The organism is Streptomyces sp. NBC_00775 (genome assembly GCF_036347135.1).
Lineage (GTDB): Bacteria > Actinomycetota > Actinomycetes > Streptomycetales > Streptomycetaceae > Streptomyces > Streptomyces lutosisoli.
The window spans coordinates 10505155-10527816 of sequence record NZ_CP108938.1 but is presented as its reverse complement, the minus strand read 5'-3'; the positions used below and the strand labels follow the sequence as shown (position 1 = coordinate 10527816).

The window sequence follows — 22662 nt, the reverse complement described above, 5'->3', positions numbered from 1 at the left end:
GAACTCAGAGATGAACCCTGCCGACCTCCCCGAGGGGTTCTGGACCTTCTACTGTCCCCTCGATGAGGAAACCGGTGCCGATGCGGAACGCCTGAGTGCCAACAGCGCCGCCTGGGCGCAGAAGTTCGACCTCGGCTGCGGTGACCCGAACCTTTCTGCGCTGTACGGGGTGGGAGGGGCCAGCTTGATCACCCATGTCTTCCCCCACGCCACCACGGACCCCGACCTGGCCCAGGCGTTGGCCGACTACAGTGGCTGGGCGTTCATGACCGACGACTTCATCGTGCCCGACCCGGACGCCAGGGCCGACGTCCTCCACACCGTGTACCGCTGGGCGCGCACCATGCACTGCCCGCGCTCCTGGGAGAGCCAGGGAACCCATCTCGACGACGCGCTGCGCAACGTCCTCGAGCGCCTGCGAGCCTGCATGAGCGATGTCCAGTACGAACGGTTCACCACCACGCAGGCGGGCTGGCTGCACGCCATGCTCTGGGAGAGAGCCCTGCGCGAACGCGGCACCGCTCTGACGGTCAACGACTACCTGGCCGTGCGCATCGACGCCGTCGGCGTCCACGCCACTCTCGGCTACCTCGACGCGGTCGAAGGCACCGAGACCACCGCTCAGGAATGGTCCTCGCCCCCAGTCAAAGCAGCAACCGAAGCAGGTCTCTTCGCCGCCGCTCTGGACAACGACCGCTACTCCTTCTACAAGGAGAGGGACCTGACGCAGGTCAACTACAACCTCTTCGGCGCACTCCAGCACGAACATCCAGACTGGACCCTCGCGCAGGCCATGCTCGAAGGCATCACGATCCGTGACACCATGCTCGCCTGCTACCTCCGCCTGCGCGACCAGATCCTCCCCGCTGCCAGCCCGGACCTACGCAAGTACCTCACCGGCGTGGAGCGGGTGATCAGCGGCGACATCACCTTCGGCACCACCTGCATGCGCTACTTCGCCCCCGAAACCGCCCCGGAAATCCGGCGCACCCCAACGCCCCCCACACACCTGAGCGATGAGCCGCTGCCCTACCCGACCATCGCCTGGTGGTGGGAGCACATCGCACCATGACAGCACCCCCGCATACCACGCACCCGCACAAGGCCCTGGCAGTGCTATGCACCGGACTGTTCCTGATCGGCCTCGACGTCACCGTCATGAACGTGGCACTGCCCAGCATCCAGTCCGAACTGGATCCGAGCCCGCAGGGCCTGCTGTGGATGGCCGACGCCTACACCCTCGCGCTGGCCTGCTGCGTCCTGGCAGCCGGAGCGTGGAGCGATACGCACGGCCGGCGCCGCGCCTTCACTCTCGGCCTGGCCCTGTGCGGAACGGCCTCGGCGGGCGGCGGGCTGGCCACCGGCACCGGCCAGGTCGTCGCGGCGCGGCTGGCGATGGGCTGCGGTGCGGCACTGCTGATGCCCTCCACCCTCTCGTTGATCACCGTGGTGTTCCCCGATCCTGCCGCGCGCCGGAAGGCCATCGCGGTGTGGACGTTCGTGGCCGGACTCGGGGCGCTGGCCGGGCCGGTCATCGGCGGCCTGCTGGTGGAGCACTACGGCTGGCGGGCCGGATTCTGGATCAACGTGCCCGTGGTCGTCGTGGCCCTGGCGGCGACCGGGCGGTGGGTGCCCGAGTCCCGGCACCCCCGCCCCGGGCCCCCGGACCGGGCCGGAATGGGGGCGGTCACCTGCGGGCTGGGGACCCTGGTCTGGTCGATCATCGAAAGCCCCGTCCGTGGCTGGACCGATCCTGCCATCGGAGCCGGATTCACCCTCGCAGCCCTGGTGTTCGCCTTCCTCCTGCGGTGGGAGAGGCGCCATCCCGCACCGCTCCTGCCGCCAAGGCTCCTTGCCGACCGCCGGTTCACCGCCGCCGCGGCCGCGCTGGCCTGGATGTTCTTCGCCCTCTTCGGCTCCCTGTTCCTGCTCACCCTCTACCTCCAGACCCAGCTCTACCTCACCCCCGCCCAGACCGGCCTGCGCCTGCTGCCGCTGGCCGCGGCCCTGGGCGCGGGGGCAGGCGCGTCGCTGCTGATCGCACCGCGCTGGGGCGACAGACTCCCTGTCACCACGGGGATGGTGCTGGTCGCGTCCGGGTTCGGATTCCTGGCCCTGGCCCCGCCCGCTTCCGGATACGGTCCCGCTCTCGGCTACCAGCTGGTCGCCGGCTTCGGCGCAGGGCTCGCGGCTGCACCCGCCACCGAGGCAGTCCTGGGCGCGGTGCCCGGCGAGCAGGCCGGCACCGGGGCCGCCATCAACGACCTGGTCCGCGAGGTCGGCGGAGCCCTCGGAATCGCCATCCTCGGCTCCCTCCTCGCCGCACACCACACACACCGCCCAGAACCCGGCACCCCACAGGGACCGTTGTCGCAGTCCACACCAGGTTCCTCCGCCGCGCCCCCGGAGGCGTCCTCGGTGACGTTCATGAACGGCCTGCACACCGCCTCCTGGGCCGCCGCGGCGGCCGCCCTGTCCGCCACGCTCATCGCCGCCGCCTGGCTGCCCCGCCGTGCAGGGCCCACGCACCCTGCCGGGCCTGCTCGCGCACCACAGCTGGAGAGTGAACCCCGAGGGACGTCACCTCCAGGCAAGCTCTACTGAACCGGCAAGGGCGTTGACCTGCGCCGGCAGACGTTCCTGCCGAAGTTCGACCTGAAAGACGCGTCCCGCGTGATCAAGCAGACCCTGGGTTGGAACCCGTCCGAAGCTCCGGGCTCCGAGGTCGGGGCGGTTGGCGTCTTCTCCGTCGAGGTTCGACGGCGTCGCCAACCGTCCGGCTATGACAGCGTCGCGACGAACCAACGCGACCCGGACGCGCCGGAGTTGGACGAGGACGACGACGGCGCGGAGTGAACCCGGGCGGGCACTCTTCGCAATTCATCGAAGCTGCAGCGATACGAGTCGTAGGCCAAGAACAGAAAGCACGGCTGCACGTTCCAGTCGGGTCGAACACCGAGGCGTATCCAGATCAACCCTCTGATCAGGCCTTTTGAATCGAACCTTCCGTGAGGCGGAAGCCGTATTGCGTCCCCGTGACGCCCTTCCGGACGATGTCGCCATCACCCAACGACGGGAGCCGCAGCCATGCCGCACATGACCGCCTTCGCCAGGAACCAGTGGTACTCGGCGAGCCCGGCTCCGGCTACGCGCATGCCTGCCATTCCCTGGGGGACATGCCGTAGGCGTCGCGGAACACCCGGCTGAAATGCGACGCGCTGCGGAAACCCCAGCGCCGTGCCACGGCGGCCACGGTCAGCTTTCTGTGTGACAGACGGCCCAGATCGTGCCGGCAGAATTCGAGCCTGCGCTGCCGCACCCACTGGCTCACCGTGGTGCCCTCGTTCTCGAAGAGCTTGTGCAGGTACCGGACGGAGATGTGGTGCGCGTCCGCGACCGACTGGGGTGACAGGTCCGGATCCATCAGGTGCTCGTCGATGAAAGCCCGGATCCGTGCCAGCGTCTCGGCGCTTACGTCTGCCGCGTCGGCTGTCTCCCGTCTGGTCCCCGTCCCCTCCGTGCAGAGTTCCATGACGAGCACGGCGAGCATGTCCACCGCACTGCGGGCGAGGCGATCGCCGATCCTCGACCCGTGAAGCTCCTCCTCGACGGCGAGCGAGGACAGAAAGACGGAGACCAGCGCACCCACACCTTCGCCACCCCGCACCGGAACGCCGACGACATGACGGAGGTCCGACTCCGATACACCGAGATGGCGCTTGGACACGCGGAAGACCGTCACCTGGCAATCGCCGTCGGACTGCACGACGTGGGGCCGATCGTGGTCGCAGAAAACCAGGTCACCGGGCTCCAGTGAGACCTGCGTCCCTTTGTGGGAGATCGTGGCCGCTCCGCTTACGTGCATTCTCAGGTAAAGGAATTCGGAGTCTCCCTTCTCCGGAAGCTGCGAGAGTACGTGGATGATCCCGGAATCAGTGTGCAAAGAGCGGGCGAATCGTTGCTTGAAAGGGGTTTTCGGCATGTGTGTCATCGTCAACTCCGCCATGAGAACTCCCACCGGGTCGTAGTTCGTTGTGCGTGATGGGGCTGCGCCGCTCCGGCGCCATCGCCGAGGTGTTCTCCGTACCGGGTGTCAGGCCCGACAGCAGGAGTGCAGCGCGTCGTGGAGGAATGCGCCGCCCTGCTGGGTCGCGGCCCTGGCGGCGCAGGTGTCCCTCATCGCGTTGAGCATGACGAAGTCATGGATGACGCCCTGGTAGCGCACGGCCGTGGTCAGCACGCCCGCGGCGCGCAGCTTGGCGGCATACGCCTCGCCCTCGTCGCGCAGGACGTCCGCCTCGGCCACGATGACCAACGCCTGTGGCAGCCCGCGCAGTTCGTCCAGGCTCGCCCGCAGTGGGGAGGCTGTGACCTGCGCGCGCTCGGCCGGATCGGTCGTGTACTGGTCCCAGAACCACTTCATCCCGTCGCGGCTGAGGAAGTAACCGCTCGCGAACTGCTGGTAGGAATCGGTGTCGAAACGCGCATCGGTGACGGGGTAGAGCAGTAGCTGCGCCGCGAGTTTGGGCCCCTTGCGCTGCTTGGCCAGGAGAGTGGTGGCCGCGGCCATGTTGCCGCCGACCGAGTCGCCAGCCACCGCGACGCGGTCCGGGTCGAGCCCGTGGGCGGCTCCTTCCTTCGAGATCCACAGCAGTGCGGCGTAGGTCTCCTCGATAGCCGTGGGGTACTTCGCTTCGGGCGAGAGGCTGTAATTGACGAAGACCGTCGCGGCGTGCGCGCGTACGGTGAGTTCGCGCACTAGCCGGTCATGGGTGTGGGCGTTGCCGAAGACCCAGCCGGCGCCGTGGAGGTACAGGACCACGGGCAGCGGGCCCTGGGCACCGGCCGGGCGGAAGACGCGTATCGAGACCTCGCCCGACGGGCCGCCCGAGATGGACAGGTCCTCCACGTCTGCGTCCGGGACCGGGACGTCGCCCTCCTGGGCTCTGTCCACGGCCTTTCGCCCCTCGACCGGGCCCAGGTCGTACAGGAAGGGAGGGTGTGCGGTCGCGTCGGCGAAGTCTTGCGCGGCCGCCTCGAGCATGGGTGGGACGGTGGACATGCTGTCCTCTTGCTGTGCGGGACGTGCCGCCAGAGGCGGCCTTACGCCCTTCACCCTCGCAAGCAGCCTGGCCCGCACGCATCAGTAAGTTGACGGTCCATCTCCGACGGCAGCAGCGACAGGTCGCCTCACCCGTCATCCGCGCCGTTCCTGTTGAGCCGGTCGTCAGCGCCGGTCGGCGAGAGCCTCCCTGAGGAAGTGGCCGCCCTGCTTGATCGCCGCCAGCGTCGGCGGGCTGTCCTGCAGAGGAATCAGGGACACGAAGTCGTGCACTGTCCCCAGGTAACGGGCGGCGATCACCGGGACGCCGGCCTGCCGCAGCAGGCGGGCGTACTGCTCACCCTCGTCCCGTACGACGTCCGCCTCCGCCGTCACGATCAAGGCGGGCGGCAGTCCCGCGAGGTCGGCCGTGGTCGCCCGCATCGGCGAGGCCGTGGGCTCCGCGAGTTCGCCCGCGTCGTCGGTGTACTCGTGCCAGTACGAGTCCAGAGCCTCACTCGTCAGGAGGTAGCCGGAATCGAACTGGTCCCGCGACGGGGTGGCGGAGTCCGGCTCGGTCATCGGGTAGTAGAGCAGCTGTGCGCGGATATCGGGGCCGCCACGCTGCTTGGCCATCATGGTGAGCGCCGCGGCCATGGTCGCGCCAGCGCAGTCGCCGGCCAGCGCCAGCCTGCGGCCGTCCAGGCCCAGGGCGTCGGCCTGCTCCGCCACCGAGGTCAAGACCGCGTAAGACTCCTCCAGCGCGACCGGGTAGCGGGCCTCCGGGGTGCGGGTGTATTCGGGCACCACGAAGGCGGCAGCGCTCGTGGTCGCCAGCTCGCCGATCATTCGCGCGTGGGTCCGGGCGTCGCCCAGCATCCAGCGGCCGCCGTGCAGATACACGACCACGGGAACGGGGCCCGTCGGCCGTGTCGGCCGGAACAACCAGAAGCCGACCAGCCCACGCGGGCCCACCGGTGCCACCCGGAACTCGGCGTCCAGGCCGAAGTCGTCGAACGTGTGGCCTTGGATCTCCAGCAGCGCCTGCCGTCCGTCGGCCGGACCGAGCTGGTGCAGGTAGGGCGGTGTGGAAGAGGCGTCGACGAGCCGTTGCACGAGGGGATCCAGGACGACGGCGGGGCGTTCCGGCCCGCCTCGGCCCCTTACGGGCTCGAATTTCAACGGTTCACCTTTCCTTCCATCGTCACGATCGATCGTCCGCTGGATGGTCTCCGACATCGCCCTACCCCGAGGGGCCCCGGTGACACTGCGGGAGCGGCCAGCGGTGCGGCTCGCGGTGGGATCACAGATCGTCGAACAGATCGCGGAGCTGGTTGCGGCTGCTGACACCGAGTTTCGGATACACGTTATAGAGGTGCGAACTGACGGTGCGCGGGGAGAGCATCAGTTGCTCCGCGATCTCCCGGTTGCGCAGGCCTCGTGCCGCGAGCCGTACGATCTGGCGCTGCTGGGCGGTCAGTTCCGCCAGTGGGTCGGCCTGGGCGGGAGCGGTGGCCACGCCGCTCGCCCGTAGCTCGGCGCGGGCTTCCTCGGCCAGGGCTGACGCTCCGAGCCGGGTGAACGACTCGAGCGCGGTGGCCAGGAGCGGGCGGGCCTCCAGGGAGCGCCGCCGTCTGCGCAGCCACTGCGCGTAGTGGAGCCTCGCCTGCGCCCGGGCCAACGGCCACTGATCTCCCACCGGGTTCACCGTGGCGAGTCGGAAGTGGTGTTCGACGTCTTTCGGATCACCGGTCAGCGCGGCGGCGTGGTGCATGAGCAGCGTCATCCGGTTGGTCGGCCGCGGCCCCGCCGCGGCGCGCACTGCCGCGAGGACGTGTGCCGCCTCGTCCTGCCGGCCCGTCCGCTGGGCGGCCGCGGCGAGGTCCGCGATCGACCTGGGTGACAGGAAGTAGTGCAAAGGCGTGCCGTCGTCATCGAACAGCGACCGGTACTGCCGGAACGCGCTGTCGAAGTCGCCGGCCGCCGTGGCAGCGGTACCGGCGGCCCGCAGGATGCGTGCGTGGGTGGCACGGTTCTCCTCCAGTGCGACTGCCGTCCAAGCCGGGTCCGCCGTCATGCCGACGGTGTCGCCGCGCAGGGCCCGCAGGGTTGCCCGCAGTGCCTCGACGTCAATCTGCACAAACGTCAGCTTGTGCACCGCCGCCAGCGCCGCGGTCCTCTCCAGGTGTTCGTCGGCCTCCGCCCACCGGCCCGTGTCGATGAGCGCCCCCGCCATCGCTGTGAGCGTGGGCACGGCGGGGCCCATGGCACCGTACGCGCTGAGCAGGGCGTACACCCGACGGAAGGTCTCCACGCACAGGTCGGACTCGTCGGCGTACCAGGCCACCCCGCCGATCCCGAGGGCCCGGGTCATCTCCGCGACGCTGGTCGCCGGCGCCGGCGCGCCCGCCCGCCGACGGATACCCCGCAACATCTCGGTGGCCTCTGCCGGGTCGGCCGCGGCCAAGGTCACGGCCCGCACGGCGGCCCAGCTGTCACTCGTCGCCAGTTCGGAGTAGGGCGTGTCGCGGTTCCTGGCCCCGGCCTCGTCCACCAGGCCGGCGACCGGGCGCCCGACCTCGGGCAGGCCCGACTGGTACGCGACGGCCGCGAGCACGCTTGCCACGGCGAACACGGTCATGCCGGACTTGGGGGGATCCGGCTCCAGCGCGCTCATCAGCACCCGGGACGCCTGGCGCTGGTAACCGAACAGCGACAGGGCCATGCCCGCACCACAGGCCGCCATGCCCAGCAAGTCACGGTCCTCGGTCAGTGCGGTGGCCTTGTCGTACAGCTCGCTGACCCACGAGGGGTCGGCGGCGTTGGTGGCGGCGTGCAGCGCCTTCACGTACCGGCGCGCCCGGTCGGCGGTCGCGGGGCTGCACTCGGCGGACCGCTGCAGCGCCTGGGCCGCCGCGTAGAAGCCGCCGCGCCGCTCGGCGAGTTCGGCGGTGTCCTCCAGCGCCGCGGCCACGGACTCGTCGTGGCCGATGCATGCGGCGGCCAGGTGCCAGGCGCGGCGGGCCGGTTCGGCCGTGAGTGCGGCCGCCAGATCCCGGTGCGCCTGTTGTCGGAGGTAGGCCGGTGCCGTGTGGTAGGAACCCGTGCGTGCCAGCGGGTGCCGGAAGAGCACCCGCCCGTCCATGATGGCCACGAGGCCTGCCTCCTCGGCCGAGGCCCACGCCGAGAGATCGGGCCCCATGCCCGCGGCGGCCATGATCGTGGCGAGGTCTTCGCCTTGCGACGCCGCGGCGTACAGGATCAGCCGCTGGGTCGTCATGGGCAGGCCGCGCAGCCGGGCGGCGTACAGCTCCTGGATGCGCTCCGTCTGCGGCAGTGCGCTGCCCGGCAGCACGCCCGTGCCGTCTGCTCCGGGCGCACGGCACAGTTCGATGATGGCCAGCGGGTTTCCTCCGGCCTGCCGCAGCAGTTCGATCCGCGTCCGGCCGGTGGGTGCCTGCGGCTGGGCGTCCAGGAGTTCGGCCGCGGCCTGTTCGGTCAGCGGCCCCAACAGCACGGTAGGCAGGTCTGCCGTAATCCCCGCGGGGGCCGTCTGCCCGCGTGCGGTCAGCAGCACGGGCACGTCCTGTGCCGTGATACGGCGCATCACGAAACCGAGCACGTCGAGGGAGTCCCGGTCGAAGTCCTGGACGTCGTCGAGGGCCAGCAGGACGCGCTGCCTGTCCGAGACCTCGCTCAGCAGGGTCAGAACGGCCACACGCAGCAGCATGGGGTCGGGCGGACTCTCGGCGGGAGCGATACCGAACGCCGTTTCGAGCGCATTGCGCTGGTGGTCGGCCAGGGTGGCGACGTCGGGCAGCACGGGCAGGAGCAACTGGTGCAGGGACGCGAAGGACTGCTGCGACTCGGTCTCGACGCCCTGGGAGGCCAGGACGAGCGTTCCACCGTCCCGCGCGTGGTCGACGGCGACCGCCAGCAGCCTCGACTTGCCCGTGCCGGCCTCGCCGAGCAGAAGCAGCATCCGCGGTTGGCCGCGGCCCTCGACGATCGCCAGGAGGCGGGCGATCTCCACCTCCCGGCCCAGCAGGGACCCACCAGGTTCGTACGGGCGCAGGGTGCTGCGGCTACTCACCATGCCGGGCCTCGGCTCCAACGCCCGCGCAGGTTATCCGGGGAACATCCTTCAAGAGTTCGGCCAACACGATGTTCTCCCTTGCCACGTGCACACCACCCTGCCCGTCACAGCGCGGGGCAGGTGGCCCATATCTTGCCATCTGTCTCATTCGGCCTGTCCCGAAGAGCGATCTTGGGCAGAGCCAGATCACGGTGGGGCGCGCCAAAGCCACAGGCTCACCGAACCGTAGCGCGCCACCCTCGCGGAGCTGGGCGTGGATTGGGCGTGACACCAGCATCGGGCGGCCGTTGAACCGGCCGGGCACACCCAGCAATGTCACCGGGATGCCGTGTCTGCGGGCGCTCGCATCCGGGCAGCGATGGGCAAAGCGGAGCCGCCAAGCCACCCGCGTGATCGGCTCTTTGGGGCAACGGCTCAGCTTCTCGGCGAGCGCGGAGGGCGACCATCTCGCCGCCTGTTGTCCTCGAACGCACCGCTTCTTGCCTGGAAGTGACAGGAAGGGACGTGTCCCGTGTCCCGCCCCGCTGCTGCGCAAGGCCTTCGCGGACGTCCATCCCCGCACCCCTCAAAGACGCGGACGGAACACAGCTGGTGCACCAACAGACAAGGCGCCTCCCCCGGCCGCCCCTAGCGTGCTGCTCAAGCCTGCGGCCTACCACCCGACTCGGACACCGCCTGCGCCACTCCCACCCGGCAATGCGCCTCGACCAAGGCAACCGTCCATGCCTCGTGGCGCCACTCGTTCCCAGCACAGGCAGCGGACCCGACCCCGGCCGCACATCATCCGATCACCACGACATCAACAGGGAGTTGTACCTTGTCCCGTTCCGACAGCCCGACCGTCGTCCTGGTCCACGGCGCCTTCGCCGACGCGTCCAGCTTCGCCCGCGTCATCCCCGAGCTGATCGCCCGCGGCCTGGAGGTGGTGGCGCCTGCGGTGCCCAACCGCAGCCTGCTCGGCGACTCCGCCTACATCGCCTCGATCGTCCGTGAGATACCCGGACCGGTCATCCTGGTCGGACACTCCTACGGCGGTGCCGTCATCACCGTCGCCGGTGTGGAGGACAACGTCAGGGCGCTGGTCTACCTGGCCGGGTACGCCCTGGAGGAGGGCGAGAGCCTGGGCGAGCTGCAGGGTGGCTTCCCGGACTCCGACCTCGCCGCCGCGCTCGTCTACACCCCCTTCCCGATCGAGGGCTCCACCACTGCCGGCACCGATGTGACGGTCCAGATCGACAAGTTCCCGTCCATCTTCGCCGCCGACGTCGACCCCCGCCTCGCGGCCGTCCTCGCCGTCTCCCAGCGTCCGCTTGCCGCACAGGCCTTCACCGAGAAGGCACCAAAGGCGGCGTGGAAGACCAAGCCCTCCTGGGGTCTGGTCGCTGCAGCCGACCACACCATCAACCCTGATGTGGAGCGCTACGGCTACCAGCGGGCCGGCATGACCACCGTCGAAGTCGACTCCTCGCACCTGGTGATGCTCGCCCACCCCGAGCGCGTCATCAAACTGATCGAGGAGGCCGTCCGGGCCACCGCCCACTGAGTTCGGCCTGCCCCTCGGCCGGTTGCCGTCGGGCGCCGACCACAGGCCGACAGCCGCTTCTCCGCGCCCTGACGCTCAGGGCCACGCCGCCCCCGCATGACGGCTTTGACCGGCGGCACTCTCCCGCTGCCCGACCGCGCGATCATCTTCGGACGCGGCTGATCCGGGCTGCCGCCGAACCCTGAGGCGACTGCTCACGCGCCCCCGTCCCGTCCCGGGACACATCCCTTCCCCCGGTAGGAAGTCAACGATGAACTCACCGATCTCCCGCCGCACCGTCACCGCCTCCCTCCTGGCCGGCGCCGCCGTCCTGGCGACCCCCCGCGCCGCGTTCTCGGCCACGTCACAGGCGGACCGGTCGGCCGACTCGCACCAGCACCCGGCCAAGCCCACGATCGTCCTGATCCACGGCGCGTTCGCCGACGGCTCCAGTTGGAGCGCCGTCGTCGCGCGCCTCCAGCGGCAGGGACACCACGTACTGGCACCAGCACTGCCGTTGCGTGGGCTGGCGAGCGACGCTGCCTACATCCGCAGCGTCCTGGACAGCGTCCCGGGACCGATCGTGCTCGTGGGCCATTCCTACGGCGGATCGGTCATCAGCCAGGCCGCGGCCGAGTTCCCGCGGGTCAAGGCACTGGTCTACATAGCCGCCTTCGTCCCCGACGTCGGTGAAAGCGCGCTGGAGTTGACGAACAAGTACCCCGGCAGCACCCTGGCGCGGGCCACGTCCACCCAGTCCTACCCGCTGCCCGGCGGCGGCACCGGCGAGGAGCTGATCATCAAGAGAGGCCTGTTCCGCGAACAGTTCGCGGCCGGCGTCCCCGTCCCGACCGCCCAGGTGATGGCCGCGGGTCAGCGTCCGATCGCCGTGGCCGCCCTCCAGGAGAAGGCCACCGCGGCCGCGTGGAAGAAGATCCCCAGCTGGTACCTCGTGGCCACCGAGGACCGCAACATCCCACCGGCCGCCGAGCAATGGATGGCCGACCGGGCCGGCGCCCGCACCATCACCGTGCGCGCACCCCACGCGGTCGCCGTGAGCGACCCCGGCCCCGTCACCGACCTGATCCTGCGCGCTGCCCGCTGAGCGGACCGAGGTGGGGATCACTCACGTGGGGAACCGGGCATCAGGGGGATCCCGCGGACGGGATGCTTGCTCAGGACGGAGACCCGGTTGAACGCGTTGATGGTGATCGCCACCCAGATCACCGCGGAGATCTCGTCGTCGTTGAGAACTTGGCGAGCTGTTTCGTAGGCGCCCTCCTGCGCGACGGCGTTCGCGGGCTCGGTGGTCGCCTCAGCCAGGGCAAGCGCCGCGCGTTCCCGTTCCGTGAACAGTTCGGTGTCGCGCCAGGCGGCCAGCACGCCCAGACGCTGGGTGGTCTCGCCGGCGCGCAGCGCGGCCCTGGTGTGCACGTTGAGGCAGTAGGCACAGCCGTTGATCTGTGACACGCGGAGGTTGATCAGCTCTACCAGGCTACGGTCCAGCCCCGCCTCGGCGGCGACCGTGCGGACCGCATCGGCCGTCTCGACCAGTGCGTGGTAGGCCTTGGGGCTCTGCTTGTCGATGAAGACCCGCCGGCTCGCGGGGTCTGCCGTGGTGTCACTCAACGTGGACTCCTTCAGGGCCGCTCCCGGCCCTCGCTCGCTCTGCCGTGCATGTGATGGGGCATGGAATTACTATCAGGCATGATTGTTGAATATGAAATCATCCTCGAGCGTGAGAGGGCATGCGATGAGCAACGTCGAAGCGGATCCCACCGAACTGCGCTGCGGCGCCGCGGACCACGGTGATGCCGCGCCACAGGTCGACGTGCTGACCGCGCGGGACGTCCCGTTGGGCGGGCCAAGGGCGATGCCGGTACGGCGCACGCTGCCGCAGCGTGCCCGCACGCTGATCGGAGCCTGGTGTTTCGTCGACCACTACGGCCCCGACAACGTCGCCGACACGGGCGGCATGGACGTCGCTCCCCATCCGCACACCGGCCTGCAGACCGTGAGCTGGCTGTTCAGCGGAGAGATCGAGCACCGCGACAGCCTGGGCAGCCACGCGTTCGTACGGCCCGGTGAGCTGAACCTCATGACGGGCGGGTACGGCATCAGCCATTCGGAAGTCTCCACCGCCCGCACCACGATCCTCCACGGCGTCCAGTTGTGGGTGGCGCTTCCCGATGAACACCGGTACACCGGCCGGGACTTCCGGCACTACGTGCCGAGCCCGGTCCGGGTGGGCGGGGCAGACATCAGAGTGTTCCTGGGATCCCTCGCCGGTGACACCTCTCCGGTACGGACGTTCACGCCCTTGCTCGGCGCCGAACTCGTCCTCGATCCGCGCTCGACGGCCACACTCCCCGTGGATGCCGCGTTCGAGTACGGCCTACTCGTCGACCAAGGCGAGGTCCGCATGGCCGGAACACTCCTGCGCCCGGCGGAACTGGGCTACCTCGGCACGGGAATCGACACACTGACACTGACGAACGAGACGGACACCACCGCGCGGGCGGTCCTGCTCGGCGGGACGCCGTTCGAGGAACAGATCGTCATGTGGTGGAACTTCATCGGCCGCAGCCACGAAGACATCGCCGAAGCCCGGGATGCGTGGGAGAGCGCATCCGACCGCTTCGGCAGCGTCGATGGTTACGACGGCGACCGCCTTCCCGCGCCTGCCCTTCCGAACGTCACCATCACACCGCGCAAAAACCCGACGCGCCGCTGAAAGGCATACGATGACACAGCCCACCTCCGCTCCGATCGTCCTGCAAGTGGACGCCAAGCACAGGTACGAAATTCTGGTAGCCGGCAAGACCGCCGGCCTCACCGCGTACCGCGACCGCGATGACCAGCGCGTCTTCTACCACACCGAAATCGACGACGCCTTCGCCGGGCAGGGCCTGGCCTCGCGCCTCGTCCAGGAGGCCCTGACCGACGTACGTGCCTCCGGGAAACGGATCGTGCCGGTCTGCCCCTACGTTGCGAAATTCCTCAAGAAGCACGACGAGTTCGCCGACATCACCGACCCCGTGACCCCCGAAGTCCTGCAGTGGCTGGAGACCGCGCTGGCGAGGTGAACTCCAGGCACTCATTTCGTCTTGCGGACTCGAGTGCGATCTCGTCCGTATCCACCAGAACAGCCGCCCGAGGCACATGGCCGACGGCACCAGGCCAGGCCTGTGCTGGCGCGGGGCACGGGTGTTTCTTTGTGTAGCACCCCACTGTGCGGTGAGGGACAACAAGCAGTGCGCGGCCACGAGGGTCGTGCTCAGTTCGCGCTCAGCTTGTCCCTCAGCCGGCCGCGAGAGGTGATCCCGAGCTTTCGGAAGATGCGGTACAGGTGCGCGCCGATCGTTCGCGGTGACAGCTACAGTCCTGGCCTGTCTCCTTGTTGGAGAGGCCTTCCGCCACGAGCTGGGCGATCTGCAGCTCTTGAGGTGTCAGCAGGTCCCACTCGGTACGGCTTCGACGCTTGCTCTGCCCTCGCCCGCTGAGCGGAGTTCCTGGCGGGCGCGTTCATACCAGGGCTCCACGCCGAGGGCCGCGAAGGACTCTCGGGCGATCCGGAGCAGGCCGATCGGAAGCACTCTTCCGCATGCTCATCGGCGGAGAGCAGCGCACGGGCGAATCCCAGGTCTATCCGGATCAGTTGGGCCTCACTGGATCCGGCGGACGCGTCGAGCTGTTGCAACGCGACTCTCGTCATGGCTCGTCGATCGTCATCCGTTGCAGCCTCGGCCAACTCCGCGATGGCGATGGTCTGCAGGGACGGATGGTAAGCCGGGTCGGTCGGGTCGAACACCCGCCAGACGCAGTGGAACGCCTCGGCGTCGTTGCCGGCGGCGAGCCCGATGCGGCCGCGCGTGATCTGGATGAACGCGAGGTTGGAGAGATTGGCCACGGACAGCCCTTGCCGCTCCGCCTCGTCGATGGCAGAAAGCGCCGTGTCCAGATCTCCGTGCAATGCGGCGAACTGAGCCTTCGCGATTCGCGCGCCGGTCAGTCAGCGCGGCTGGGGGTTCTCCTCGGCCAGACGCGTCGCCTCGGCGACAGCCGGTAGTCCGGTCTCCCAGTCGACCGTGTGCACGGTGCTGAAAGCAAGGGACACCGGTGTTTGGGCCAGCAGGCCCAGACCGACTTGGTGGCCACCCTCATCACCGAGCGTGCCATCGGTGACGTGGAGGGCACGCTCGATTCCCGATACGCCCAGGCCTGGGAGGTCTGCGCCAACGTGGAACGACACCTTTCAGCGCCGTCGGCTGCAGGAGTGTGCCAGGGATCTCGCCCGGGGCGACAGCGGTGAGAGGACGGTCGTCGGCGTGGTCCGGCGTTGGGGTTTCACCAATCCGGCCCACTTCAGCCGGCTCTTCCGCGATACGTACGGCATGACTCCGAGCCGGTGGTGCGACACTCGGGCGGCGCTGCGTCGTCCGAGCCGTCAGCCGTGGTGGACGGGCCTTGCCCGACGCCAGTGGAGAACAACTGCATTGCGCCGGAACAGGTGCAGCGGGAGGCTCGCCATGGCTGTGGCGAGCAGTGCCTTCACGATGATCAGCAAGTGGAGCGGACCGCTGATCGCGTCCGCCTCCCACTCGACGTCGAGGAAGACGATCTCCGTCGTGCTCCGCGTGCTTACAAGAAGCACGACCTCAGACCCGCAGTGACAGAGCGCTCGGAGACGGTGGGCTCGACCTGCCGCGAGGCGGCCACGCATGGCGTGCCCGCGGAGAGCCGCGACCTGCTGGACTTCACGCACGCCCTCGGGCGTTTCCACGCCGACGTAGAATGTGAGCCCGCCACCGATCTGCCGCCCGAGGTGCTCGCCGGTCCTTCCGGCTCTGAAACCCCAGCACCGGCAGGCGGCCCCGGAGGGCGCAGTCACGAGTCGGCATGGGCTGAGCCCTGTTTCGGCCGACGAGTGCGGACAGGAAGGCGCGTGAATGGCGGGGTCAAGCGGATCGCTGTCCCGTAACGGTCTGCGCGGTCGAGAGGTCGAGCTCGAAGAGCTGCAGGCATTGATCGCCTCGGTGGCCCGGACCGGAAGCGGCGGGTTGGCCCTGATCCAGGGGGAACCCGGCATCGGTAAAACCACGCTGCTCGCCGAGACCGTCACCAGGGCCAGGGCAGCGGGATTCTCGGTCGGCCTCGGTAAGGCCGATGAGCTGCATCACATGGTGCCGCTCTCGTCGTTGGCGGCCTCCCTCCTGCACGGCGATCAGCCGCTGCTGTCCGGCGATGCCTTTGCCGACCTTGCGCGCAATCAGGATCAGCGGATCTGGCTGGTGGAGCGCCTGGCGGAGGCGATCGAAGCCAGAGCCGGCAGCGTGCCGGTAATGATCGCCCTGGACGACGTGCAATGGGCCGACCCGCTGAGCCGGTTCGCCCTGAAGCAGCTTCCGAGACGCCTGCGGACCTCACCGGTTCTGTGGATGCTGGCCGGGCGACTGGAGCCCGCCGGCCCAGCGGAAGAGGTCGTCGCCGCCGCGACGGACGCACTCCCGACGCTCACTGTGCCCTTGGGGCCGCTGTCCGGCGCGGCCATCGGCCAACTGGCCGGCGACACGCTGGGTGCCGCCGTTGACGAGCGGGTACGGGACTTGCTCGACGGGGCCGGCGGGAACCCGTTTCTGGCGGTCGAGATGCTCGCGGGACTGCGGACCGCCGGGGCCTCGGGTGAGCTTGTGCCCCCAGGGCTGGTGGTGGGTGTGCGCGGCAGACTCAGGTCCCTGCAGCCCAGCACCCTGCGCTTCCTTCAGATGGGAGCGGTGCTGGGACACAGGTTCGCCTTCCACGACGCCGCCGCGCTCTGCGGCCAACCGTCCACCGCGTTGATCGCGGCGCTCGAGGAGGCGGTGCGCGCCGGGCTTCTGGACGACGACGGCGATCAGCTGGTCTTCCGGCATGATCTGCTGCGCCAGGCGGTGTACGTCGACATCCCGCCGTCAGCTCGCAAGGCCCTGCACCGAGAGGCTGCCCACCACCTTGTCTCCGCAGGCCACCAGCCGATCGACGCGGTGCCGCACATTCTCAAGGGTGCCCTGCCCGGAGACGAGGAAGCCGTGGCGCTGCTGCGGCGAGCCGCTGACGAGCTAGTGCCCGTCTCGCCGGGCCTGGCGGCCGACCTGATGACGCGCGCCCTGGAACTGGTGCCGTCTGCCCGGCCGCTGAGGTTCGACGTGGGTGAGCAGGCGATCGTCTGCCTGACACGGGCCGGCAGGAATCGAGAGGCGTTGTCGACCGGCGACCAGCTGCTGGCCTGCCGACCGCCACTGGAGGCGTTCAGCCGGCTGCAGGCCGCCCTCGGCAAGACGCTGTGGAACATGGATCTCGCCGACGAGTTGCGCCGCCGGGCCGAAACGGCCCTCGCGATCGGGGGCGCCGCCCCGGAGGTCGGGGCGAGGCTGGCCGCCCTGCGTGCGTTGGCTCTGTCCCGGGGTCACGATCTTGTCGCGGCGCGTGAGGCCGGCGAGACCGCGCTGGGTCTCGCTACCGCGATCGGTGACCGGGAGGCGCACGTCCTGGCCCTGTCCGGGCTCGGCGAGATCGCGCAGAACGCGGGTGAGAACGCCGTCGCACTGGAGCGCTTTGCCGCGCTCAGCGCCGTCGATTCCGCCTTCCTTCCCGAAGAGATCGTCGCGCACCAGCACGTGGACGACTTCGTGTCGAGCGAACGACTGCTCCTGCGGGCAGCCGACAAACCCGGGGCGATGCGTCAGGCAATGGTGCTGTGGGCACAGGGCCAGCACGATCTGGCGCTCGGACGGCTCGACGACGCCGACGCCGACTTCGTGACCATGGAGCGCCTGGAAGACGACGTGCAGGTCCCCGTCCAGCAGGTGAACTCTCGCGTGATCCGCTCCCAGATCGCCCTGCTGCGCGGCGATCGGGAAGCGGCGCGGGAGCACCTGGCCGCAGCGCAGGAAAGGCTGGCGGTCAAACCGAACCCGGGCAACACGGCCGCGGTGCGCTTCCTGGAAGCGGTCCACGCCGAGGCCGACGGGGAGATCGGGCTTGCCATCGACAAGATTCGCCAGGTGCAGCAGGAAGGTTTCTTCATGCGCTGGCGGCTGTTGCGCACCTGGGTCGATTCCGCGATACGCATGGCTCTGCGAGGCGCGGAGCAGGAGCTCGCCGAGGATCTGGCCGCACAAGCCGAAGCCCACGCCGAACGCAACCCGGCCGTGCCCACCGCCACGGGCATCGCCGCGCAGGTCCTCGGGCTCGTGAAAAACGATCTCGCCTTGCTGGAACGCTCCGTAGCACTGCTCAAGGCAAGCCCTCGCCCGTTGGTCCGGGCCGCCGCCTACGCCGATCTCGGACAGGCACTCCTGGCAGCAGGCCGCAGACCTCAGGCCGTGGCCGCCCTGACGCACGCCCACGGCACCTTCGCCGAGTCGGGCGCCCACGCGGCAGCGTCACGCGTACAGCGCGATCTGGAGGGTGCGGGTGCCGGCAGCCGCGGGGCAGCGGCCATGCAGCGCCCTGTCCAGGGATGGGGGGCCCTCACGGTCTCGGAGAAGAAGGTCGCGCACCTCATCGCGGAGGGTCACACCAACCGGTCGGCCGCCGACGTACTCATCGTCTCCCCGCACACGGTCAACACCCACCTGACCTCCGTCTTCCGCAAACTGTCGGTCAGCTCCCGGGTTCAGCTCGCCAACGTGGTCATGGCCTTGCCCGACAGCTGAGGGGACCTGTTGGTACGTTCGCGCGATGCCCCGCCCTACCTGAATGCGTTTGGCTGAGGCACCCCCAAACTCAGTCGGAGGCCACCGGCATGCACGAACCCACCCCCACAGCGCCGATCATCGTGCTTGTACATGGGGCGTTCACCGATGCCTCATCCTGGGCGGGGGTCATCAGCCTCCTTCACGCCACCGGATCAACGGTGCGCGCCCCGGCGAACCCGCTGCGCGGCCTGGCGCAGGACGCCGCCTACATCAGGAGCGTGGTGCGCGACATCGACGTCCCCGTCGTGCTGGTCGGCCACGGCTACGGTGGCGCGGTCATCACACACGCCGCCACCGACGCAGACAACGTCATCGCGTTGTGCTACGTCGCGGCATTCGGCCTCGACGCCGGCGAGTGCGTCCTGGACATCACGAGCCGCTTCGCCCCCATGCCGGTGGCCGACCCGACCGTCACCGCCGCACTCCCCGCCCGGTTTCCCGACGGCCCGGAAAGCGAGCTGTACATCCGTAAGGAACGGTTCCCGCAGATGTACGCCGCCGACCTGCCCTCCCGCGTCACGAGTGTGATGTCCGTGGCACAGCGCCCGATCGCCCGGAGCGCACTGACCGGTAGATCCGGCCCGCCGGCATGGGCCTCCAAGCAGTCCTGGTACGCCATCGCGATCGCCGACCGGATGCTCAACCCCACCGCTCAGCGCTTCATGGCACAGCGGATGGCGGCGACCGAATATGTGCTGGACGGTTCGCACGCCGTTGTACTGTCGCAGCCCCGCGCCGTGGCAGCGATGATCCGGGAAGCCGCCGGACAGGGCACTGGGCGCGACGACGGCGATGGGCTTCGACCAACCTTCTGAGCAGGTGAAGGAGGTGATCGCAGAGTCTCTCCGAGCGCCGCTTCACTGACAGTCGTTCGAATCGGATGACGCTGGTAGGGACCGTCTCATCTGGCGACCTCGGGCGCCTGGCCTTCGCCCGCGCGCTTAGGCTGAGCGGGTCGCCACGGGAGGTCCTGGACTCCGCTTTCACCTTCCGACACCGACACTCCGGCCACAGACGTCACTCGGTAAAGGCACCACCATGATCTCACCGGCCAGACCGCCGGCGCGGCGGATCGCCGCCCTCCTGGGCACCGTCGCCCTGATTCTGGCTGCCACCGGGTGCGGTGGCGGAACCGGCACCGGATCCGCCACAGGCAAGGTCACCTCGATCACCGCACTTGACTATTACACCGACGAACCTGAACACGCTCAATGGGGCGAGTTGCTCACCGCCTGCGGCAAGAAGGTCGGCGTAACGGTCGAGCACACAAGCGTTCCGGGGGCGTCGCTCGTCCCCAAGGTCCTTCAGCAGGCATCGTCGCGGACCCTGCCCGACCTGCTGATGCTGGACAACCCCGACGTGCAGCAGATCGCGCAGTCCGGCGCGCTGACCCCGCTGGACCAGTACGGCATCGACTCCAGCGGCTTCGCCAAGGGCATCCTGTCGGCGGGCACCTACAAGGGAAAGGTGTACGGGCTGGCGCCCAACGTCAGCACGATCGCCCTCTTCTACAACAAGGACATGCTCTCCAAGGCCGGCGTCACCGTGCCGAGGACCTGGGACGAGCTGAAGGCTGCGGCGGCCAAGCTGACCCGCCCGGGGCGCTACGGCATGGCGGTCGACGCGAACGCCACTTTTGAGGGCACCTGGCAGTTCCTGCCCTTCCTGTGGTCCAACGGCGGAGACGAGAAGCAGTTGGACACCCCGCAGGCCGCGCAGGCACTCAAGCTGTGGGTCGACCTGGTGAAGAGCGGATCCATGTCGAAGTCGGTGCTGAACTGGACGCAGGCCGACGTCCACGATCAGTTCGTCGCCGGCAGGACGGCCATGATGATCAACGGCCCCTGGCGGATCCCCGCCCTGAACAAAGACAAGAACCTGCACTGGGGGGTGACCCCCATCCCCGTCCCGCAGACGGGGCAGACCCCTGTCACACCGCTCGGCGGTGAGGTGTGGACGGTCCCGCAGAGCGCTTCCAAGGCCCGGCAGCAAAAGGCGGCCCAGGTCCTCGCCTGCCTGAACGAGTCCACGAACATGCTCACCCTGGCCAAGCAGCACTTCACCGTGCCCTCCCGCTCCACGGTGGCCTCCCAGTACGCCGAGCAGGTGCCGTCGATGGCTGCCTTCGTCAAAAGCGTTGAAGCGGCACGGGCCCGTACCAGCGAACTCGGCGTCAAGTGGCCCAAAGCGGCGACCGGGATCTACACCGCGATCCAGTCCGCGCTCACGGGCGAGCAGACACCGGAGGAAGCGCTCAGACATGCGCAGCAGATCGCGACCGGTTCCTGACCCGTCCCCGGCCCTGCGGATGCGCACCGGGCAAGACGACGGCGACGGCGACGCCGGGACACCCGCCGGCGGCGCGGCTAAGAAGGACGAGGACGCGCACGCCAGGGACCGGGCCGTGGCCCGGGCACGCCTTTGGGAGCCGCTCGCCCAGTGGATGTTCATCGTGCCCGCCGCGGCATACCTGCTGCTGTTCTTCGGCTACCCGATCGTCAAGAACATCGTGATGAGCTTCCAGCAGTACACGACCACGACGTTCTACACCGGTGCCGCGCCGTTCGTGGGGCTGCAGAACTACGCGAAGATCCTGTCGTCGGACCTGTTCTCCAAGGCCCTGCTGACCACGGTCCTGTTCACCGCTGGTTCGCTGGTCGGGCAGTTCGTGCTCGGCCTGGGCTTCGCCCTGTTCTTCCAGCGCCGTTTCCCGCTCGGCCGCGTTCTGCGGTCGCTCCTGTTGCTGCCGTGGCTGCTGCCGCTGGTCGTCTCCGCAACGACGTGGAGGTGGATGCTCGACCCCGACACGGGAGTCGTCAACCACGCGCTGCGCGGCCTCCATCTCTCGTCGTCCGGCATCCCCTGGCTCACCGACACCTCACAGGCGCTCGTGTCGGTGATCCTCATCAACATCTGGGTCGGAATCCCCTTCAACACCACGATCCTGTACGGCGGCCTGCAGGACATCCCGACGCATCTGTACGAGGCGGCGAAACTGGACGGCGCCGGCCCGCTGGCGTCGTTCCGCCATGTCACCTGGCCTCTGCTGAGGCCCGTGGTAAGCGTCGTGCTGGTCCTGGGCGTGGTCTACACGGTCAAGGTGCTGGACATCATCCTCGTGGTGACGGGCGGAGGACCGGCCAACGCCACAGAGACCATTGCCACCCAATCCTACGAACTGTCCTTTCAACAGTTCGAGTTCGGGCGCGGTGCCGCGATGAGCAACGTACTCATCGTCATCTCGCTCGCCTTCGCCCTCGTCTACCTGCGCGCCAACCGTCGCGCCCGGAACGTCTGAAAGGCCATCCCGTGAAGCGCGCACCGGGCCGTGGCTGGCCGTCCACCATCGTCGGGATCATCCTGCTCGCGCTGATGCTGTTTCCCGTCTACTGGATGGTGAACGCCTCCCTCCAGCCGGCGGGCAACACACTGCAGGGAGGCTGGTTCCCCTTCCACCCGGACTTCAGCGGTTACGCCACCGCGCTGCGCGATCAGGGACGCAACCTCGTCACCAGCCTCGTCGTAGCCCTCGGCAGCGTGACGCTCAGCCTCGGGCTCGCCGCCCCAGCGGCCTACGCACTGGCCCACTTCCCCGTCCGAGGAACCAACCTCGTGCTCTTCGGCATCCTGATCACCCAGATGGTGCCGGGCATCGTCGTGGCCAACGCGCTCTACAGCGCCTACAACGACCTGGGACTCCTGAACTCCTACCTCGGACTGATCCTCGCCGACTCCACCGCCGGGGTCCCCTTCGCGATCATCATCATGCGTTCGTTCATGCAGAGCATCCCCAGGGAGATCATCGAGGCCGCGCGCGTGGACGGCGCCGGGAAGCTGCGCACCTTCCGCTCCGTGGCACTCCCGATGAGCACCAACGCACTGATCACTGCCGCCCTCTTCACCTTCCTCTTCACCTGGAGCGACTTCCTCTTCGCCCTCACGCTGACCACCACGGAGACCGTACGGCCCATCACCCTGGGCATCTACCAGTACATCGGGGCTCACACGAACCAGTGGAACGCCATCATGGCCACCGCCGTTCTGGCATCCATCCCAGCGGCCGTGCTGCTCGTCGTCGCTCAGCGCTACGTCACCGCCGGCGCCTCCAGCGGAGCCATCAAGTAGTGAGGGCGGTCCCGTCTCCGCCCAGTCCGTCGTCGACCTGCCGGTAGTCATCGCAGGTTCCAGCTCTCCTGCATCCCTGATCTAGCGGATTCACGCGATGTGCTGCCCCAGGCCCGCTGGCACGGTGTTTCAGAAAGCA

At 68.9% G+C, this 22662-nt stretch carries 19 protein-coding genes and 1 pseudogene; 14 read left to right on the top strand and 6 right to left on the bottom strand.

The window, feature by feature from the left end:
- Positions 1–10: 10 nt before the first annotated feature.
- The 3 genes from OIC96_RS47025 (at position 11) to OIC96_RS47015 (ending at position 2856) form a co-directional block, all read left to right on the top strand.
- Positions 11–1072 (top strand): terpene synthase family protein, encoded by a 1062-nt coding sequence (locus OIC96_RS47025; RefSeq protein WP_330301931.1) that lies wholly within the window; start codon positions 11–13, stop codon positions 1070–1072.
- On the top strand, positions 1069–2604 hold the full coding sequence (locus OIC96_RS47020; protein ID WP_330301932.1) for an MFS transporter: 1536 nt from the start codon (positions 1069–1071) through the stop codon (positions 2602–2604). Before OIC96_RS47025 ends, OIC96_RS47020 begins: the two co-directional genes overlap by 4 nt.
- Positions 2605–2673: 69 nt before the next feature.
- Positions 2674–2856 (top strand): hypothetical protein, encoded by a 183-nt coding sequence (locus tag OIC96_RS47015; protein ID WP_330301933.1) that lies wholly within the window; start codon positions 2674–2676, stop codon positions 2854–2856.
- A 289-nt stretch (positions 2857–3145) separates the two neighbouring features.
- Here OIC96_RS47015 and OIC96_RS47010 read toward each other — a convergent pair whose 3' ends face one another.
- The 4 genes from OIC96_RS47010 to OIC96_RS46995 all read right to left on the bottom strand — a co-directional run bounded on the left by OIC96_RS47010 (position 3146) and on the right by OIC96_RS46995 (position 9137).
- On the bottom strand, positions 3146–4006 hold the full coding sequence (locus OIC96_RS47010) for a helix-turn-helix domain-containing protein (RefSeq protein WP_330301934.1): 861 nt from the start codon (positions 4004–4006) through the stop codon (positions 3146–3148).
- Positions 4007–4093: 87 nt separating this feature from the next.
- The gene (locus OIC96_RS47005; RefSeq protein ID WP_330301935.1) at positions 4094–5062 is read right to left on the bottom strand and encodes an alpha/beta hydrolase; all 969 of its coding nucleotides are present in this window, start codon (positions 5060–5062) and stop codon (positions 4094–4096) included.
- Positions 5063–5227: 165 nt separating this feature from the next.
- Positions 5228–6223, bottom strand: a complete 996-nt coding sequence (locus OIC96_RS47000; RefSeq protein ID WP_330301936.1) for an alpha/beta hydrolase — start codon at positions 6221–6223, stop codon at positions 5228–5230.
- A gap of 121 nt (positions 6224–6344) precedes the next feature.
- Positions 6345–9137 carry a helix-turn-helix transcriptional regulator gene (locus OIC96_RS46995; RefSeq protein ID WP_330301937.1) on the bottom strand — a complete coding sequence of 931 codons (2793 nt, stop codon included), beginning with the start codon at positions 9135–9137 and terminating at the stop codon, positions 6345–6347.
- An 817-nt stretch (positions 9138–9954) separates the two neighbouring features.
- Here OIC96_RS46995 and OIC96_RS46990 point away from each other — a divergent pair.
- Entirely contained in the window at positions 9955–10680 is a 726-nt protein-coding gene (locus OIC96_RS46990) for an alpha/beta fold hydrolase (RefSeq protein ID WP_330301938.1), read from the top strand.
- A 250-nt stretch (positions 10681–10930) separates the two neighbouring features.
- Positions 10931–11764, top strand: coding sequence for an alpha/beta fold hydrolase (locus OIC96_RS46985; protein WP_330301939.1), 834 nt, complete (start codon positions 10931–10933; stop codon positions 11762–11764).
- Positions 11765–11781: 17 nt separating this feature from the next.
- On the opposite strand, the gene OIC96_RS46980 is transcribed toward OIC96_RS46985, so the two are convergent.
- Complete coding sequence (locus tag OIC96_RS46980; protein ID WP_330301940.1) at positions 11782–12288, bottom strand: carboxymuconolactone decarboxylase family protein; 507 nt, start codon at positions 12286–12288, stop codon at positions 11782–11784.
- Positions 12289–12412: 124 nt separating this feature from the next.
- Here OIC96_RS46980 and OIC96_RS46975 point away from each other — a divergent pair, with 124 nt between their 5' ends.
- The 4 genes and pseudogenes from OIC96_RS46975 to OIC96_RS46960 form a co-directional block, all read left to right on the top strand.
- Positions 12413–13393 carry a pirin family protein gene (locus OIC96_RS46975; protein ID WP_330301941.1) on the top strand — a complete coding sequence of 327 codons (981 nt, stop codon included), beginning with the start codon at positions 12413–12415 and terminating at the stop codon, positions 13391–13393.
- Between the two features lie 10 nt (positions 13394–13403).
- Positions 13404–13745: a GNAT family N-acetyltransferase gene (locus tag OIC96_RS46970; RefSeq protein ID WP_330301942.1), complete on the top strand. Its 342-nt coding sequence runs from the start codon at positions 13404–13406 to the stop codon at positions 13743–13745.
- A gap of 518 nt (positions 13746–14263) precedes the next feature.
- Positions 14264–14728: a hypothetical protein gene (locus OIC96_RS46965; protein ID WP_330301943.1), complete on the top strand. Its 465-nt coding sequence runs from the start codon at positions 14264–14266 to the stop codon at positions 14726–14728.
- Positions 14729–14747: 19 nt separating this feature from the next.
- Positions 14748–15059: pseudogene (locus OIC96_RS46960) on the top strand (helix-turn-helix domain-containing protein); the annotation flags it as partial.
- A gap of 47 nt (positions 15060–15106) precedes the next feature.
- Here OIC96_RS46960 and OIC96_RS46955 read toward each other — a convergent pair.
- Positions 15107–15313 carry a hypothetical protein gene (locus tag OIC96_RS46955; RefSeq protein ID WP_330310431.1) on the bottom strand — a complete coding sequence of 69 codons (207 nt, stop codon included), beginning with the start codon at positions 15311–15313 and terminating at the stop codon, positions 15107–15109.
- A 295-nt stretch (positions 15314–15608) separates the two neighbouring features.
- Between OIC96_RS46955 and OIC96_RS46950 the strand changes: the two genes are divergently transcribed.
- The 5 genes from OIC96_RS46950 (at position 15609) to OIC96_RS46930 (ending at position 22523) form a co-directional block, all read left to right on the top strand.
- A complete protein-coding gene (locus OIC96_RS46950) occupies positions 15609–18356 on the top strand; it encodes a helix-turn-helix transcriptional regulator (RefSeq protein ID WP_330301944.1) in 2748 nt (915 codons plus the stop codon).
- Positions 18357–18445: 89 nt separating this feature from the next.
- Entirely contained in the window at positions 18446–19213 is a 768-nt protein-coding gene (locus OIC96_RS46945; RefSeq protein ID WP_330301945.1) for an alpha/beta hydrolase, read from the top strand.
- Between the two features lie 223 nt (positions 19214–19436).
- Complete coding sequence (locus OIC96_RS46940; protein ID WP_330301946.1) at positions 19437–20687, top strand: sugar ABC transporter substrate-binding protein; 1251 nt, start codon at positions 19437–19439, stop codon at positions 20685–20687.
- A 115-nt stretch (positions 20688–20802) separates the two neighbouring features.
- On the top strand, positions 20803–21696 hold the full coding sequence (locus tag OIC96_RS46935) for a carbohydrate ABC transporter permease (protein WP_406502229.1): 894 nt from the start codon (positions 20803–20805) through the stop codon (positions 21694–21696).
- A gap of 11 nt (positions 21697–21707) precedes the next feature.
- Complete coding sequence (locus OIC96_RS46930) at positions 21708–22523, top strand: carbohydrate ABC transporter permease (RefSeq protein ID WP_406501221.1); 816 nt, start codon at positions 21708–21710, stop codon at positions 22521–22523.
- The last annotated feature ends 139 nt before the right edge of the window (positions 22524–22662 follow it).